Origin of the sequence: Streptomyces luteolus (assembly GCF_029968015.1) — a bacterium.
GTDB lineage: Bacteria > Actinomycetota > Actinomycetes > Streptomycetales > Streptomycetaceae > Streptomyces > Streptomyces luteolus.
In genome coordinates, this window is record NZ_JASCIS010000008.1 from 143,549 (window position 1) to 160,182 (window position 16,634).

The following is a 16,634-nucleotide window of genomic DNA, read 5'->3' on the forward strand; positions in this document are numbered from 1 at the left end:
CCGGGGGCTGGCCCCCGAAGCTCCGCAGGATTTCGGGAAGGGGCGGGGTGGGGAAGAAGCCCCCTAGGCCACCTCACGATGCAGCCACCCCCGCGCCACCAATTCCAGCACCGCCGCCACCGCAACCCCCTGCACCGCCATCAGCGCGACGAGCACGAAGAGCTGGACCGCGCCGGCCTGTACCGGTGACGCCCCGCCGAGGAGCATGCCGACGAACGCGCCGGGCAGCGTGACCAGGCCGACCGTGCGGGTCTGGTCGAGGCCGGGGATCAGCGCGTCCGACGCGGCCGGGCGGGCGACCAGGAAGCGGGCCTCGGGGTCGCTCAGGCCGAGGGCCATGGCCGCCTCCACCTCGCCCTTGCGGGCGTCGAGTTCGTCCAGGGCGCAGCGGCCGCCGAGCACGGTGGCGGTGAGCGCGCCGCCGATGAGGATGCCGGTGACGGGGATCAGCGCGATGCCCTTGAGCGGCACGAGCCCGGTGAGCAGCAGCGCCAGGACCACGGGGACGACGCCCGCCCCGATGGGCACGGCCGCCCACCACCAGCTGCCGTCGGCGGTGATCCGGCGTCCGGCGGTGCGGGTGGCCACCGCGTACATCAGGACGAGGAAGCCGAGCAGCAGCGGTACGGAGCGGACCACCCAGCCGATCAGCAGGGAGACCACGGCGAGCTGGACGGCGGCGCGCAGCCCGGCGACGACGATCTCGCGGGCGCGCCCCCGGTCCTCGGCGGGGCTCAGCCTGGCGAACGCGGCGACGCAGGCGGCCACCGCGAGCAGCACGGCGAGGACCGCGCCGAGAGTCAGGTTGACCGGGAGCAGGGTGGTGGAGGCGGCATACGCGGGCACGCGGCAACCCTATGCTCCCCGACCCGCCCCGCCCCTTCCCGAAAGCCTGGCCTACTTCTGCGGCGCCAACTCCGGCCCCAGGGAGGAGAACTGTTCCTGCGAGACCACTCGCCCGGGCGGCCACGTGATGTTGCTCGGGGGCCACTTCTGGCCGGTCCGCTTGAGGAACCACGCCGGCGGCTCGTACATCGGCGGCTCGTACCCTTCCGGGAGCGCCGTCTTCCACTCCACCCCCTTCGTCCGCTCGGCGAACTCCTCCTTGACCGCCTTCAGCCGCTCCGGCTGAGTGAGCAGGTCGACCGCCGTCGCCGCCAGGTACGAAGCCGCGGCGAGCACCGCCGCCCGGCCGGGCGCCGCCGCCGCGCAGGCCGCCGTGGACCAGGTGTGCATCTTGGTTCCGATGGGCGCGAGGGCCGCGCCCAAGGACACGGTCGGCACGTTCCAGCTGATGTCGGCGACATCCGTGGAACCGCCGCCCATGAAGACCGGGTTGGGCGGGCTGAGCTCGCCGATCTCGGTGTGCAGGCCCTTCTCGGGCAGGCCGAGGGACTTCTGCAGTTCCTTCGCCAACTCCTGCGCCTCGCCGGAGAACTCGGGCGGACCGATCTGCCGCATGTTGTCGTGCAGGAGCTCGGCGAAGGACCGGGACGGCAGCTGGTTCCAGCAGGCCGCGGTGATGCGGTGGCGCACCTTGGTCTGCGAGGCCTTCGCCGCCGCCTCGGCCACGGCGATCACCTTGTCGAGCAGCACCTGCACACGCGCGGGGCTGCCCTCGCGTACGTAGTACGAGATCTCGGCGATCTCCGGGGTGACGTTCGGGATGTCGCCGCCGTTGTTGATCACCCAGTGGAGCCGGCCGCTGGGTGCCAGATTCTCCTCGCGCAGGAACTCCGACATCGTCGCCATCATCACGGCGGCGTCGAGGGCCGACTTGTTGCCGAGCGGGGTGCCGCCGTGCCCGGCGACGCCGAGGAAGGTGAACGTCACGGCGGTCATCGCGGTGGTGCTGCCCCAGCCGGTGGCGTTGGCGGTCGAGGGGTGCCAGTCGAGGAACGCGTCGAGTCCGTCGTACACACCCTTCGAGACCGCGTACGTCTTGCCGACCAGGGTCTCCTCCGCCGTGGAGCCGAAGAACTTCACGGTCACGGGCATGTCGTGCTTCTTCGCGGCCCGTGCCACGGCGGCGGCCGCCGCTGCCGCCGCTGTGCCGAGCGCGCTGTGCCCGCAGCCGTGGCCGGGGCCGTACGTGGGGGCGTACGGGTCGTGCACGTACTCCAGGGGGTCGTGGTGGCCGACGCCCTTCTTCTGGGAGAGGCCGGGCAGCGCGTCGTACTCGCCGCTGAAGCCGATGGCCGGTCCGCCCGAGCCGTGCCGGTACGTCGCGGTGAAGGCGGTGGGGAATCCGGCGGTGCCGAACTCGACCTGGAATCCGGCCTTCTTGAGGAAGTCGGCCTGGGCGAGCGACGACTTCCACTCCCGCAGGGAGAGCTCGGCCAGCTCCCATATCTCTTCGTTGAGGCCGGTGATCCGGTCCGCGTGGGAGGCGATCCAGCCGAGCGCGGTCCGCTTGGCGGCGCTGTCCTCGGCGAGCCCTTCGGGTGCCTTGTACGGGCCGTCCGTATCGGCGGATTCGGAGGCGGCGGCCATCGCGGGGTCGGCGTCGGCGCTCATCGCGGCGGCCGTGACGCCCGCGGCGCCGAGGAGCTGCACCACGCGCCGGCGGCTGAGCGCGGGGTGTCCGGCGGTGGCGGTCTCGTGGTCGTGCTCGTGCTGATCGTGCAGGTCACACACGCGGGCCTCCGGGGGTGAGGGCGGTGGCGAGGACATCGGCGAATCGCGGCATACGGGGACAACAGCGCACGGGCACACCGCAGTTCGGTGTACCTGCCATGCGCTTGCGGTGATCAGCACCTTGGACCGTGATCGTTGCCACGTCAACATCCGGGGGTGACAAAGCCATTACGCGGGGTTCAGGATCAAGAACCATGCAGAACTCTCCGCGTCCCCCTCAGCCGCAGCAGCAGCCGCTGCCCCTGGACGGCATCACGGTCGTCGCCGTCGAGCAGGCCGTCTCGGCACCGTTCGCCACGCGTCAACTGGCCGATCTGGGCGCCCGGGTGATCAAGGTCGAGCGGCCGGACGGCGGCGACTTCGCCCGCGGCTACGACACGGCGGCGGCCGGTCTGGCCTCGCACTTCGTGTGGGCGAACCGCGGCAAGGAGTCCCTGGCGGTCGACCTGAAGGATCCACGGGGCCTCGCGGCCGTACGGGCACTGATCGCGGACGCGGACGTCTTCGTGCAGAACCTGGCGCAGGGTGCGGCGGCCCGCCTGGGCCTGGACGCGGCGTCGCTGTGCGCGGAGCATCCGCGGCTTGTGGCGGTGGACATCTCGGGGTACGGGGCGGGCGGCCCGTATGCGGACAAGCGGGCGTACGACATGCTCGTGCAGTGCGAGGCGGGCCTGGTGTCGGTCACGGGGACGCCGGAGCAGCCGGTGAAGGCGGGCATCCCGGCGGCCGACATCGCGGCGGCGATGTACGCGTTCTCGGGGGTGCTCGCGGCGCTGCTCAGGCGGTCGACGACAGGGCTCGGCGGCCCGGTGGAGGTCTCCATGCTGGAGGCCCTCGCGGAGTGGATGGGCCATCCGCTGCATCACGCGATGCACGGCGGCGAGCCACCGGTCCGCACGGGCCTGGCGCACGCGGTGATCGCCCCGTACGACGCCTACGGGACGGCGGACGGGGCGCGTGTGCTGCTCTCCGTGCAGAACGACCGGGAGTGGCGGCGCCTGGCCGAACTGGTCCTGGAGCGGCCGGAGTTGGCGGACGATCCGGCGTACGCGACGAACGCGGCGCGGACGGCGCACCGGGCGGCGACGGACGAGCTGGTGGCGAAGGCCCTGGTGCGGCTCGACGCGGACACCGCGCTGGCGCGTCTGGAGAAGGCAGGGATCGCGTGCGCGCGGCTGCGGGACGTCACGGAGGTGGCGGAGCATCCGCAGCTGGCGGCGCGGGGGCGGTGGCGCGAAGTGGGGTCACCGGTGGGGCCGTTGCGGGCGCTGCTGCCGCCGGTGACGCTGCCGGGCGGGGCGGAACCGGTGATGGGAGCGGTGCCCGCGCTCGGCGAGCACACCGGGGCGCTGCTGCGTGCCGTGGGGATGTCGGACGCCGAGATCGCAGCGTTGCGCCGGGACGGTGTGGTCGCCTGAGCGTGGCGGGCTGTGCGTGGCGGGCCTGTGCGTGTGACGGGCCGGGGTGTGGCCCGCGGGCTGCGGGCTCACACTGTCGTGCTCTGCTCTGTCGTGCTCTGCTCTGTCCTGCTCGCTTCGTACGGTGGCCGGGTGGCCGCCGCAGACGGCTCAGTGGCCGCAGACGGCTCAGTGGCCGCCGAAGAGCGAGCGGGTCAGCCGCCGGAGCGGCGCGAAGAGAGAGACCTTGCGCACACGGGCCACACGGCTCGTGCGCTCGTGCGCCACATCACGCGTCGTGAGCTCGCGCATCAGCGACGTCGCGTCCGCCGACTCCCGCCGCGGGACGGCGGGGCCGCCCAGCACCGACAGATGGCGGTCGAGACGAGAGCTGGTCGCACTGCTCCCGCAGGTGATCGCAGGGATTCGCGCCCTGCTGCGCACTGTTATCTGTTCCATGTCACTCCCCACCCGTACGAGGGCACCCGGCCCGGGCAGGTTAACCCTATCGCCCCACACTGACACCCGTGTATCCCGGTCGCAGGATTCACTTCCACCTTAAGGATGTTGACGCTCACTCTCTGAATACGCCTGATTCCAGGGCGAGTTGGACAAGTTGGGCGCGGCCGACTCGTGGTGACCGACCGTCACCTCGGGGGCGGCCGAGGGCCTGTTCGCCCATGCCTCCAGATGGCGGAACGCGGCATGTCCCGACGGCCCTGTGTGGACGGTAACGCGACGCGAGCCCTTGCAGTCTGTGATGATCACCACTTTCCGGCGTGGCGATGTTTACGAGGGCGGATCGCGGGGCCGAACTGCTACCCCGCGCGCATCAGCGGTCACCCTCCGCGTCAAGTTCCTTGTGCGGGAGGAGAGTTGACCTGTCGTCGAACGGCACGGCGAACGGGCAGGAGCCCCGGTCGTACGGGAGCTCCTGCCCGCGGTCCTGCACTGCTCACACGGTGCCGCTGAAGCTGGGCAGGTATCCGCCCGACTGACCGGCGGCGGTGGGGTGGTAGGACTCGCCGATGTTGCCCCAGTTGACGCTGTGCAACCAGGAGTCGCCGGAGCAGATCTCGTGACCGGTGAAGGCCGGGACCACGTCGCCGAAGGCGAAGCCGTGGTCGGCGGCCCGCTTGGCGGTGGCGGCGTTGAGGTGGTCGGCGGCGCCGTTGATGGCGGCGCGCTCGTTCTCGGTGAGCCCCGCGACGCAGCCGCCGTTCAGCTTGTAGAAGCGGGGGTAACCGAGCACGGCCACCTGCGCGTTGGGGGCCTTGCCGCGGATCGCGCTGTACGCCTTGTCGAGGTTGCCGGGAAGCGTCGTGTCGACGTATCGCTTCGCCTCGTTGACGCGGGCGATGCAGTTGCTCTCGGACTGCAGGACGCAGGTGGTCATGACGTCTGCGAAGCCCGCGTCGTTGCCGCCGATGGTGAGGGAGACGAGCGTGGTGCCGGAGTTGAGGGGGCCCAGCTGGTTGTTGATCAGATCGCCGGTGCGGGCGCCGGAGCAGGCGGTGAAGGAGAAGGACGACGGGGAGTGGGAGTTGGCCCACAGGACGGGGTACGCCCGGGTGCTGCGCTTGCAGTCACCGCTCCCGCTGTCGTAGCTGCCGGCGCCGAGGCCCGAGGAGTAGGAGTCGCCGAGCGCCACATAGGCCTCGGCCGCCGCGCCCTCGGTGGCCCCTGCCGTGCCCGCTCCGGTGAGAGCTAAGCCTGTGGCAAGGAGAAGTGACGAGGCGTAAGCCGTGATTCGGGACAGTCTCATGGAACCTCCCTTTAGCAGGATCTCTGCCTAAGCCGTGGTAGCACGCGGCCGGTGACGCCGGGAGTGTCCATGCCAAGAAGGTTCGGTGTGGGGACCTTCACGCGGAACAGGTTTGACCTGGGAACGGCCCCTTCACAGGACAACTCCCTTGCTGGGAGCGGGAGATGAGAACGGCTCAGTTACCAGGGAGTTCGGTGGGGCTCAGCGGTCCCGGAGGGCGCCTTCGCTTCCGCCCCGCTTCCGGACGCGGCACGCGCACCAGAGGCCCCGCCCACCTCGTAGCAATCGGCGTCCCGGTTGCGGTGCTTGGGCCGGATCGCCCCGAGCTGGAGCGCGAGCAGGAACGGCGAATCCGTGACCGCCGCCGGGCCAGTGCGGTGCGAGGGTGCCCCAGAGCGGCGCCGACCAGAAGAAGGTGCCCGTCGCGGAGGCGGTCAGGGCGAGCACGATGAGCGTGATGGCGGGCCAGGCGCGGGAGCCGGTTCGGCCGCGGGAGCCGGTTCGGCCGCGGGAGCCGGTTCGGCCGAGGGAGCCCCCGCCTCCTCGGGAGCCGCCGACTCGTCGCAGGCCGCCGCGCTCCCCGGCGCCTCGCTCACGTCGTAGCCGGGGTGCGCGCGGTGCCACCGCCAACGCCGAAGGTGCCGCCCTGCGCCGTTTCGGCCGCGCTGAACCCGGCACGTCAACTCCCCCGCCCCGCACGGATCTGCCGGTCCGGCCGCCACGGCTCGGCGCGCCGGGCCGCCTCATTGCACCACGCCGCCCGGCACGGCCCGGAACCACGTCGCCCGGCCCGCCCCGCAGCACGGCCGGGCCTTGAGGAAATGCGGTGCGGGACCGGCGGGTGTGCCGGATCATGGGCCGCATGCCTGCTGACGACCCTCACGGTGCCCTGCCGATCCGGCTCAACGTCGATGACAGCGACTCCCCTTCGGACGTCGTCGACGCGCTGTTCCTCGGCCGCTTCGCGACGGGCGAGCAGCCGTACGCGCACAGCTCGTCGATCGACCGCGTCAAGTCCGGCCTGACCCTGATCCCCCCGGGTGCGGCGGTGCTGCGCGCCGCGCGCGACGACGACCGCAGCGCGACCCTCGCTGAGGGCGAGGGCTGGACCCTGCTGATCTCCCGCTGGAACCGGGGCGCGGACGTCACCGTCACCGCGGTCACCGAGGAGCTCGCCCGCGAGATCGTGAAGCAGTCCACGGACGGCGCCGCCGACGAGCCCGAACCCCAGCCCGAGAACGTGACGATGGGCTTCTGGTACGTGTCGCCGCGCCGCGGCCCGCACCGCACCACCCGGCAGATCGCCGCAGGCACCTGGGACGAGGTCCGCCCCAACTACACGACACCGGTCGCCGAGGCCATGGACCGGCTGATGAAGACCACCCCCGAGGACATCGCGGGCCGCCTGCTCCTCCTGCACGGCCCGCCCGGCACCGGCAAGACCTCCGCCCTGCGCACCCTCGCCCGCTCCTGGCGCGACTGGTGCCAGGTGGACTGCGTACTCGACCCGGAGCGGCTCTTCTCCGACGTCGGCTACCTCATGGACATCGCGATCGGCGAGGACGACGCGGCGGGCGGCCGCTGGCGGCTGCTGCTCCTGGAGGACTGCGACGAGCTGATCCGCGGCGAGGCCAAGCACACCGCAGGCCAGGCCCTCTCCCGGCTGCTCAACCTCACCGACGGACTGCTCGGCCAGGGCCGCAACGTCCTGGTGGGCGTCACCACCAACGAGGACCTGGAGCGGCTGCACCCGGCCGTGGTCCGCCCGGGGCGCTGCCTGGCCCGGATCGAGGTGGGCGGACTGACCCGCGTCGAGTCCCTCGACTGGCTGGGCGCGGGCTTCCCCGACGCCGAGGAGGCCGTGGGGCGGGACGGCGCGACGCTCGCCGAACTGTTCGCCCTGCGCCGCGGCACGAGCCCGACGTCCGTGCCGGACCAGCGGGACGCAGCGGATGCGGGGTTGTACCTGTAGGGGCTCGTCCTCAAGCGCCGGACGGGCCGAAGAATCAGCCCGTCCGGGGCCGAAGAATCAGCCCGTCCGGCGCGTGAGGACGAGCCCTTGGGCGATCCGGCGGTGACCGAGTCGACGGTGCGGGACGTGGTCCGCGAGCCCTTCCCCGTACCTACTCGTACGCCGCCCGCACCGCATCCCGTACCGCGTCAAGGGCGGCGCCGTGGCCGAGGCCCAGGCGACGGGCCTCCCTCGCATACGCCTGCGCGGCGGCCGCCGCACGCCGCTCCGCCGCGTCCCCCGCGGCCGCGATGAACGTGCCGTTGCGGCCGCGGGTCTCGATCACCCCGTCCGCCTCCAACGCGCGATATGCCTTGGCCACCGTGTTGGCGGCGAGGCCGAGTTCCTCCGCGAGGCCGCGCACCGTCGGGAGTTTGTGGCCCACGGGCAGTGCGCCCGACCTGGCCTGCTCGGAGATCTGGGCGCGCACCTGCTCGTAGGGCGCACCGGCTTCGTGGTCGACGTGGATCTTGAGGGTCACGGTTCGATTCTGGCGTACGGACCGGAAATTCGAAGGCGCGGGCAGCGGTTCGCGTCGTACGGTCCGTCACCATGACTGTGCTCGTCAGAGAATTCCGCCCCGAGGACGCCGAGGCGACCGCCGAAGTGCTGCGCGCGGCCATCCCGTTCCTGGTGACCACGCCCCAGGAGATCGTATGGTCGGTGGCGCACGCCAACCCGGCGAGCGCCTATCGGCTGCTCGTCGCCGAGATCGACGGCCGGGTGGTGGGCCGCGCCCAGGTCGGTCTCGCGTACGAGAGCGGCACGCCGGGGCAGGCGTACGCGAACGTGTACGTCCACCCGGAGCACCTCGGGCAGGGCGCGGGCTCCTTGCTCGTGCGCACCGCCGAGGAGCATCTGGCGTTCGCGGGCGCGAGCTCCGTCTACTCCTGGGTGCTCGACGAGCCGGGGAACCGGGCCTTCGCGCAGCGGCGCGGCTACCTGGCGCGCCGCTCCGCGCGCTTCCTGCGGCTCGGCCTGGCCGAGGACACGCTCCCGCCGCTGCCCGAGGTCCCGGCCGGGGTGGAGCTGCGTACGGCGGCGGACTTCGCGGCCGATCCGCGGCCGCTGTTCGCCCTCGACGCGGAGACGACGGCGGACGAGCCGAGCGACGTCGGGGCCGAACTGGACGACTACGAGGGCTGGTTGACCAGCACCTGGGGGCACCCGGGCCTGGACCGCGACCTCACCGTGGTGGCCGTGGTGGACGGGGTGCCCGCGGCGTTCACCGCGGCCCGCACGGACCGGGTCAGCCGGTACACCTCGGGGATGACGGGCGTGACGCGCGCCCACCGGGGCAAGGGGCTGGCCAAGCTGGTCAAGGCGCACTCGCTGCACCGGGCGCGGGCCGCGGGCCTCACCGAGGCGTTCACCGGCAACGACGCGGGGAACCAGCCGATGCTGGCGGTCAACAAGTGGTTCGGTTACGAGATCTGTGCGACGGAGGTACGGCATGTCCGAGAACTCGGCATCGGCTGAGGCGGTCGTGGACGTGGTCCTGCGCAAGGCCGGGCGCACGAAGATCAGCTATCCGGCGGCGCTGCTCAGCGACGACGGCACCCATCTCGTGGTGCGGGCGGCCTGGGCGGGCGCGGGCGTGCGGGACTTCGGCTTCGTACGCTTCGAGCCGGGCGACATGTTCACCGAGCACTACTGGCGGGACCGGTGGTACGCGGTGAAGGAGGTCCGGTCGGGCAGCGGGGAGTTGAAGGGCTGGTACTGCGACGTGACCCGGCCGGCCGAGGTCGGCGCGGCCGGGGTCGTCGTGGAGGACCTGGACCTCGACCTGTGGGTGTCCGCCGACCGCACGTCGGTGCTGCGCCTGGACGAGGACGAGTTCGCGGAGAGCGGCCTCGCGGAGCGGGACCCTGCGGCCGCACGGCAGGCCGTGGCCGCCCTCGACCAGCTCGAACTCCGCGCTCCGGGCGAGGGCTTGGGCCCGCTCCTCACCGGCTGAGCCGCGCCCCGGGCCGTCCGTCTCACACCTGTCCCGGGGCATCGCCCGCACCCCCGCTCACCGGCAGCGGAACCGCCCGCCCGGACTTCGGGTCGTACGCGATCGGGTCGTCGTCCTCGTGCCAGTGGAGGACGAAGCGCTCACCCGCGCGGTACGCGTCCAGGCCCGCTCTGCAGTACGCGACCATGTCGTCCGGCAGCGCGTCCAGCGCGTACCAGCCGAGCTCGGAGCACTTGTCCGGCTCGCAGTTGACGGGGGTGCCGCCCGCGCCGTGGTCCGCCTCGAAGAACCAGCCGATGCGGGGTGCGGTGCCGGGGCCGCGGTGCTGCATCACGAGGGCGACCCGCAGGTCGTCCGGGGCCAGGCGCAGGCCGACCTCCTCCTCGGCCTCGCGGATCACCGCCTCCCGTACGTCCTCGCCGTCCTCGGTGTGGCCGGAGGGTGCGTGCAGCAGGCCGTCCGCGTAACCGGTGTTCGCGCGGCGGGCGAGCAGTACCTCGCCGCCCCTGCGGACGATCAGGTGGACGTCGACCACCTCTCGGTGGCGGCGCGGGCCGTCCACGACCGCCACCAGTGCGTACCGCTCGTCGGTGACCGGGCCGCCCCACAGCCGGGCGTCGGACGACAGCGACTCGGTGTGCACCCGGCCGGCGAGCGGGGCGAGGGCGCGGGTGAGCCGGGCGGCGGGGAGGCCGACGGGGCTGCGCTCGCCCCGCACGCCCTCGACCAGGACGAGCCGCCCGCCGGGCCGGAGCAGGGAGCACCAGTGGCGCAGGGCGGCCTCCGGGTCGGGCAGCGCCCCCAGCACGTGCCGGACCAGGACGGCGTCGAAGCGGCGGCCGCCGACCGGGGGTCTGCTCGCCTCGCCCACGAGCACCTCGGCGCCGGTCCCGGCGAGCCGCGCGCGGGCCCGCTCGGACATCCTCGGCTCGCTGTCGACGGCGGTGACCCGGTGTCCCCGCTCGGCGGCGAGCAGTGCCAGGCCGCCGGTGCCGCAGCCGAGGCCGAGGACGTCCGCCGGGGCGGGCGGGAGCCACTGCGCGAGCCGTTCCGCCCAGGCGGTCTCGGTGTGGTCGCGGGGGACGGTGCGGTCCGTGCGGTCGGTGCGGTCGGTGCGGTCGGTCCGGTCCGTGCGGTCGGTGCGGTCGGTGCGGTCGATCGTCATGACGCCGATGGTCGCAGTCGGCACTGACAGCGAGGAGTCGTCCCGTCACAGGAGTGCACAGGGGGCGCACGGGGCGCAGGAACAGTCCCGTAGAACGGGGTCCACACCTCTGCGCGCGGGTCCGCGCACCAGAGGGAGTGACGCACGCCACAGACAGAGGTGCGGCGATGGGTGACGCTCCTCTTCCGGGTCTGCCTCCGGAACGCGGAACCAGGCCTGCTCCACCCTAGGAGGCCGTCATGCGTCGCCAGACCCTGCACAAGCCCCTGACCAGGCCCGCCAAGCGCCGCGCCGAGGAGCGCCGCGAGGAGGCCGCCCGGCCACGCCCCGAGATCCGCGAGGACGTTCGCAGAACGTGGTGGCCGGAAAGCTGAGCATCCTGCCGGACAGGCCTCCTGAAGCGCCGGAGGGGCTCATTTTTGAGCCCCTCCGGCGCTTGAGGAGCCGGGGTCCGGGGGCGGAGCCCGGTAAGCCGTCGGGGGGTGTCATGCGTCCACGGTGCGGTCCGAACGGTCCGAACGGTCCGAACTGCTCTTCCTGATCAGCTTCTTGAGCAGCGGCCAGGCCAGCAGGATCACGACCACGGCGTAGACCGTCACCGAGAACGGCGTGTTGACGAGCCCGGTGACGCTGCCGTCGCTGATCTGCAGGGCGCGGCGCAGCTGCTGCTCCGCGGCCGGGCCGAGGATGACGCCGATGACGGCGGGCAGCACGGGCAGTCCGTAGCGCCGCATGCCGAAGCCGATCAGGCCGATGACGAGCAGGATCACCAGGTCGAGCGACTCGCCGCCGACCGCGTACGCGCCGACCGCCGCGAAGAACAGGATGCCCGCGTAGAGGTAGGGGCGCGGGATCCGCAGGAGCTTCGCCCAGAGCGGGGCCAGCGGCAGGTTCAGGGCGAGCAGCAGCACCATGCCGACGAACAGCGAGGCGATCAGGCCCCACACCAGCTCCGGCTCGCGCTCGAAGAGGAGCGGGCCCGGCTGGATGCCGTACTGCTGGAACGCGGCGAGCATCACGGCCGCGACCGCGGTGGTCGGGAGGCCGAGGGTGAGCATGGAGACCAGCGTTCCGGCGGCGGAGGCGGAGGCCGCGGACTCGGGGCCCGCGACACCTTCGATGGCGCCCTTGCCGAACTCGTCCTTGTGCTTGGAGAGCCGCTTCTCGGTGACGTACGAGAGGAACGTGGGGATCTCCGCGCCGCCTGCCGGGATCGCGCCGAACGGGAAGCCGATGGCGGGGCCGCGCAGCCAGGACTTCCAGGACCGCTTGACGTCCGCCCTGCCGAGCCAGGGGCGGCCGACCGGAATCGCCTCGGCACTGCCCCGCCGCAGATGGGCGGCCACCCACAGCGCCTCGCCGATCGCGAACAGACCCACTGCGACGATCACCACGTCGACGCCGTCGGCGAGTTGGAGCGAGCCGAACGTGAGGCGCTGCTGTCCGGTCATCTGGTCGAGGCCGATCAGGCCGATGGTGAGGCCGATGAGCAGGGAGGCCAGGCCGCGGATGCGGGAGGAGCCGAGGACGCTGGTCACCGCGATGAACGCGAGGACCATGATGGCGAAGTAGTCGGGTGCGCCGATGTCGACGGCGAGTTCGGCGATCTTCGGGGCGAGCGCGACGAGCAGGATCGTGCCGACCATGCCGCCCGCGAAGTGGCCGATGGCGGCGGCCGCGAGCGCCTGCGCGCCGCGCCCGGACTTGGCCATCGGGTTGCCCTCCATGGCCGCGACGACGGCGGCGCTCTCACCGGGGGTGTTGAGCAGGATGGAGGTCGTGGAGCCGCCGAACATCGCGCCGTAGTAGATCCCGGCGAACATGATGAACGCGCCGGTCGGGTCAAGTCCGTACGTCACCGGGAGCAGCAGGGCGACGGCCATGGCCGGGCCGATGCCGGGCAGCACGCCGATGGCGGTGCCGAGGAGCACACCTATGGCGGCCCACAGCAGGTTGAGCGGGGACAGCGCCGTACCGAAGCCGTCCATCAGGGAGTTGAGGGCGTTCATGTCACAGCACTCCCATCAGCGGACCGCCGGGCAGCGGCACCCCGAGCAGGTTGTTGAAGACGACGTAGGTCAGCAGTGAGAGCGCCGCGGCGATCAGCGGGTCGCGGTCGTAGCGGCGGCTGCCGAGCGTGAAGGCCGCGCCCCAGAAGAGCAGCGCCCCGGCGACCGGGAAGCCCAGCGGGTCGATCAGGACGGCGGTCGCCAGGAAGACCCCGGCGAGCAGCAGGACCGTGCGCCAGTCGGCCGGTTCGGACAGGTCGACGTCCTCGCCGCTCTCGGCCTCGCCGCGGCCGCCGCGCAGCACGTCGACGGCGAGCAGTACGGCGATCAGGAGCAGCCCGGCGCCGACCGCGATCGGCACGGTCTTCGGGCCGATGGGGCCGCGCTGCGCGATGTCGACGTCCATGGTGAGGGCGTCGGTGAGGACGAGCAGGCCGAGCACCAGCAGCAGGACGGACACGCCGAGTTCGGAGTGTTCCTTGAGCCAGGACCGGCGCGGCTCGGGCTGTGCCCCAGGGGACTCAGGGGGTTCAGGGGATTCAGGGGACTCAGGGGTCGCGGTCGTCACAGGCCTAGCTCCTTCAGTACGGACACGACACGCTTGTCCTGGGCGTCGAGGAAGTCGCCGAACTCGTCGCCGGTGGCGAAGGCGTCCTCCCAGCCGTTCCTCTTCATGGACTTCTGCCACTGCTCGGACTTGTGCAGGTTCTCCACGAGGCCGGTGAGCTTCTCCCGTTCGGCCTCGCTCAGGCCCGGCGGGGCGACGATGCCGCGCCAGTTGGTGAAGTTCACGTCGTAGCCGGACTCCTTGAGGGTCGGCCCGTCCAGGCCCTTGACCCGCTTCGGCCCGGTCACCGCGAGCAGCCGCAGCTCCCCGGACCTGATCTGGTCCAGGTACTCGCCGACGCCCGACACCCCGAAGGCGACCTTGTTGCCGAGGATGGAGGCGAGGAGTTCACCGCCGCCGTCGAACGGTACGTAGTTGACGTTCTTCGGCTCGATCCCGGCGGCCCGCGCCATCAGCATGGGCGCGATGTGGTCGGGCCCACCGGGCGAGGAACCGCCGCCCACGGGCATCTTGCCCGGATTCTTCTTCCAGGCGTCGACCAGGTCCTCGATGGTCTTGTACGGGGAGTCCTTGGCGACCACCACGACGTCCTGCTCCTCGGTGAGGCGGGCGATCGGGGTGGTGTCGGCGAGGGTCTTGGGCGAGTCGTTGGAGCGTACGGCGCCCACCACGCCCAGGCCCATGGACATGGCGAGCTTGCCGTTGCCGTGCTCGCCGACGAGCCGGGTCAGACCCACGGTGCCGCCCGCGCCGGGCAGGTTGAACACCTCGATGTTGTGGGTGAGGCCGGCGTCCTCGGCGTCCTTGGCGGCGGTGCGGGCCGTGATGTCGTAGCCGCCGCCCGGGGTGTTGGGAACCATGAAGCGCAGGCCCGGGATCTGCGTGCCGGTGTCGGCGCCGCTGCCCGAGGTGAGCAGCGGCGGCCCGGCGAGCACGAGCAGCGCGGCCCCGAGCAGGGCGAGGGGAGTGCGCAGGCGCACGTGTGCCACCACCTGTCGGTACGTAGACGGAATTTGTGGACGGAACTCGTTGACGGAACTCGTTGACGGAATTCACAGATAAAGGTCCCGTGAAGGCTTGTGAAGTGGCCCACATGTTGCCCGTGCGTGAACAAGCTGTCTCCCTTCCGCAAGCAACGGACGTTGTGGTCGTTGTGGTCACGCGCTTAGCCTGCGGCGATGACGAAGGTGCTGGTCGTGGACGACGACTTCATGGTGGCCAAGCTGCACGGCCGCTGCGTGTCCGCGATGGACGGATTCACGGTGGTCGGTGTCGCCCACAGCGGCGCCGACGCGCTGCGCGCGGCCGAGCGGCTGCGCCCCGATCTCGTCCTGCTCGACGTGTACTTGCCGGACATGGACGGCATCTCCGTCCTGCGCGAACTGCGCGCCGCCGAGGAGCGCGATCCCGGGCGGCCGCGGGTGGACGCGCTGTTCATCACGGCCGCCAGGGACGGCGACATCATCCGTTCCGCGCTGCGCGCCGGGGCGCTGCACTACCTCATCAAGCCGTTCAACCAGGCGGCGCTGCAAGAGCAGTTGAGGCATGTGGCCGCGCTGCGGGCCCGCCTCGACGACCTGGGCGAGGCCCGCCAGGAGGACGTCGACCAGATCTTCGGCACCCGCCCGCCGGGCTCCCGCGAACTGCCGAAGGGCCTCGCGGCCCATACGGCGGACCTGGTCGAGCGGGTGCTGCGCGCGGAGCCGGGCGGCCTGTCCGCCACGCAGTGCGCCGAGGCGGGCTCCCTGTCGAGGGTGAGCGCCCGCCGCTATCTGGAGTTCTTCGCGGACACGGGCCGGGTCGAGGTGACGCTCAAGTACGGGGGTACGGGGCGGCCGGAGCGGCGGTACCGGTGGGTGGGATGAGCTCCGGCGAACACGGCTCCGGGGAGAAACCGGACGTTCCGCACGCTGTCTTTAACCACTTCTGAGCCGACCCTTAAAGCGACCATAAGGATCACCAAGACCCGGCCTCAGCAGGCGATTTCACGGTTTCCAGGGGCTAGCTTCGAACTCGCCAACCCCCAGGGCTCGTCTCAGGCAGAACCCTGTTGAACCGTTTCGAGGAGACCCCCAATGACCACGCGCCGCACCGTCGCCTCCGTCGCCGCCCTCGGCATCGCTCCGCTCGCGCTGACCGCCCTGGCCGCCTCCCCCGCCGCCGCGCACGGCTCGATGACGGACCCGGTCAGCCGCGTCTCGGCCTGCTTCGCCGAGGGCCCGGAGTCGCCGAAGTCGGCCGCCTGCAAGGCCGCGGTCGAGGCCAGCGGGGCGCAGGCCTTCTACGACTGGAACGAGGTCAACATCGCCGACGCCGCGGGCAAGCACCGCGAGATCATCCCGGACGGCAAGCTCTGCAGCGCGGGCCGCGACAAGTACAAGGGCCTCGACCTGCCCCGCGCCGACTGGCCGGCCAGCGAACTCGGCGCCGGGAAGCACACGTTCCGCTACAAGGCGACCGCCCCGCACAAGGGCTCCTTCGAGCTGTACATCACCAAGGACAGCTACGACCCGAGCAAGCCGCTGAAGTGGTCGGACCTGGAGTCGGAGCCGTTCGCGAAGGTCACCGACCCGAAGCTGGAGAACGGTGAGTACGTCTTCGACGGCACCGTTCCGAACAAGTCAGGGCGCCACCTCGTCTACAGCATCTGGCAGCGCTCGGACTCCCCCGAGGCCTTCTACACCTGCTCGGACGTGACGTTCGGCAAGGACGGCGGTAGCGCCGCGAAGGCGCCGGAGGCCGAGGCTCCGTCGGGCGACCAGATCGACGCGGGCGCCGAGAAGTCCACGGTGGACCACTCCGGCCACGGCGGCGACCACGCCGAGCACGGTGCGCAGCACCAGGAGGCTGGGGCCGCCGAGACCGCCGGGGGCGCCGCGCCGCAGGAGGACACCGGCAACGCGCCCGAGGCGAACGGCGCCGCCGAGCCCGCGGCGGCCACCGGTACGGAGCTCGCCGAGACCGGCGGCGACTCCACCACCCCGTACATCGCGATCGGCGGTGCCGCGGCCCTCGCCGTCGGCGCCGCGGCCCTGTTCGGCTCGGTCCGCCGCCGCGCCACCGCGGGCGGCCGCCACAGCCGCTGACGCCCGTCCGGCTCCCGAACCCCGGCGCCTGCACGCCGG

Annotated in this window: 16 protein-coding genes; 7 read left to right on the plus strand and 9 right to left on the minus strand. The window is 72.1% G+C overall.

What is annotated here, in order from left to right:
* Positions 1-63 precede the first annotated feature (63 nt).
* Together QIT00_RS10320 and QIT00_RS10325 are read right to left on the minus strand one after the other, a co-directional pair.
* On the minus strand, positions 64-846 hold the full coding sequence (locus QIT00_RS10320) for an ABC transporter permease (protein WP_282534862.1): 783 nt from the start codon (positions 844-846) through the stop codon (positions 64-66).
* Between the two features lie 51 nt (positions 847-897).
* On the minus strand, positions 898-2,637 hold the full coding sequence (locus QIT00_RS10325; RefSeq protein WP_282534863.1) for an amidohydrolase: 1,740 nt from the start codon (positions 2,635-2,637) through the stop codon (positions 898-900).
* A gap of 194 nt (positions 2,638-2,831) precedes the next feature.
* On the opposite strand from QIT00_RS10325, the gene QIT00_RS10330 reads away from it, so the two are divergent.
* Positions 2,832-4,055: a CaiB/BaiF CoA transferase family protein gene (locus QIT00_RS10330; RefSeq protein WP_282534864.1), complete on the plus strand. Its 1,224-nt coding sequence runs from the start codon at positions 2,832-2,834 to the stop codon at positions 4,053-4,055.
* Positions 4,056-4,223: 168 nt separating this feature from the next.
* Here the strand turns inward: QIT00_RS10330 and QIT00_RS10335 are convergent, their stop codons facing one another.
* Positions 4,224-4,493 (minus strand): hypothetical protein, encoded by a 270-nt coding sequence (locus tag QIT00_RS10335; RefSeq protein ID WP_282534865.1) that lies wholly within the window; start codon positions 4,491-4,493, stop codon positions 4,224-4,226.
* Positions 4,494-4,989: 496 nt separating this feature from the next.
* Positions 4,990-5,799, minus strand: coding sequence for an SGNH/GDSL hydrolase family protein (locus QIT00_RS10340; RefSeq protein WP_282534866.1), 810 nt, complete (start codon positions 5,797-5,799; stop codon positions 4,990-4,992).
* 862 nt (positions 5,800-6,661) lie between these two features.
* Here QIT00_RS10340 and QIT00_RS10345 point away from each other — a divergent pair.
* Positions 6,662-7,771, plus strand: a complete 1,110-nt coding sequence (locus QIT00_RS10345; RefSeq protein ID WP_282534867.1) for a DUF5925 domain-containing protein — start codon at positions 6,662-6,664, stop codon at positions 7,769-7,771.
* Positions 7,772-7,922: 151 nt separating this feature from the next.
* Here QIT00_RS10345 and QIT00_RS10350 read toward each other — a convergent pair whose 3' ends face one another.
* On the minus strand, positions 7,923-8,291 hold the full coding sequence (locus QIT00_RS10350; RefSeq protein ID WP_282534868.1) for a GntR family transcriptional regulator: 369 nt from the start codon (positions 8,289-8,291) through the stop codon (positions 7,923-7,925).
* Positions 8,292-8,362: 71 nt separating this feature from the next.
* Here QIT00_RS10350 and QIT00_RS10355 point away from each other — a divergent pair, with 71 nt between their 5' ends.
* Both QIT00_RS10355 and QIT00_RS10360 read left to right on the plus strand, forming a co-directional pair.
* Positions 8,363-9,289, plus strand: coding sequence for a GNAT family N-acetyltransferase (locus tag QIT00_RS10355; RefSeq protein WP_282534869.1), 927 nt, complete (start codon positions 8,363-8,365; stop codon positions 9,287-9,289).
* Entirely contained in the window at positions 9,264-9,767 is a 504-nt protein-coding gene (locus tag QIT00_RS10360) for a DUF402 domain-containing protein (protein ID WP_282534870.1), read from the plus strand. The genes QIT00_RS10355 and QIT00_RS10360 overlap by 26 nt, the downstream gene beginning before the upstream one ends.
* 22 nt (positions 9,768-9,789) lie before the next feature.
* On the opposite strand, the gene QIT00_RS10365 is transcribed toward QIT00_RS10360, so the two are convergent.
* Entirely contained in the window at positions 9,790-10,932 is a 1,143-nt protein-coding gene (locus tag QIT00_RS10365) for a methyltransferase domain-containing protein (protein WP_282534871.1), read from the minus strand.
* A 239-nt stretch (positions 10,933-11,171) separates the two neighbouring features.
* On the opposite strand from QIT00_RS10365, the gene QIT00_RS10370 reads away from it, so the two are divergent.
* A complete protein-coding gene (locus tag QIT00_RS10370; RefSeq protein ID WP_282515262.1) occupies positions 11,172-11,306 on the plus strand; it encodes a hypothetical protein in 135 nt (44 codons plus the stop codon).
* Positions 11,307-11,417: 111 nt separating this feature from the next.
* Here the strand turns inward: QIT00_RS10370 and QIT00_RS10375 are convergent, their stop codons facing one another.
* Genes QIT00_RS10375 through QIT00_RS10385 form a run of 3 tightly spaced genes read right to left on the minus strand, consistent with a single transcriptional unit; the run spans position 11,418 to position 14,489 of the window.
* Positions 11,418-12,941: a tripartite tricarboxylate transporter permease gene (locus QIT00_RS10375; protein WP_282534872.1), complete on the minus strand. Its 1,524-nt coding sequence runs from the start codon at positions 12,939-12,941 to the stop codon at positions 11,418-11,420.
* A 1-nt stretch (position 12,942) separates the two neighbouring features.
* Entirely contained in the window at positions 12,943-13,509 is a 567-nt protein-coding gene (locus tag QIT00_RS10380; RefSeq protein ID WP_282534873.1) for a tripartite tricarboxylate transporter TctB family protein, read from the minus strand.
* Positions 13,506-14,489, minus strand: a complete 984-nt coding sequence (locus QIT00_RS10385; RefSeq protein ID WP_282534939.1) for a Bug family tripartite tricarboxylate transporter substrate binding protein — start codon at positions 14,487-14,489, stop codon at positions 13,506-13,508. The genes QIT00_RS10380 and QIT00_RS10385 overlap by 4 nt, the downstream gene beginning before the upstream one ends.
* Before the next feature lie 198 nt (positions 14,490-14,687).
* On the opposite strand from QIT00_RS10385, the gene QIT00_RS10390 reads away from it, so the two are divergent.
* Both QIT00_RS10390 and QIT00_RS10395 read left to right on the plus strand, forming a co-directional pair.
* The gene (locus QIT00_RS10390) at positions 14,688-15,374 is read left to right on the plus strand and encodes a response regulator (RefSeq protein WP_282534874.1); all 687 of its coding nucleotides are present in this window, start codon (positions 14,688-14,690) and stop codon (positions 15,372-15,374) included.
* Positions 15,375-15,584: 210 nt separating this feature from the next.
* The gene (locus tag QIT00_RS10395; RefSeq protein WP_282534875.1) at positions 15,585-16,595 is read left to right on the plus strand and encodes a lytic polysaccharide monooxygenase auxiliary activity family 9 protein; all 1,011 of its coding nucleotides are present in this window, start codon (positions 15,585-15,587) and stop codon (positions 16,593-16,595) included.
* The last annotated feature ends 39 nt before the right edge of the window (positions 16,596-16,634 follow it).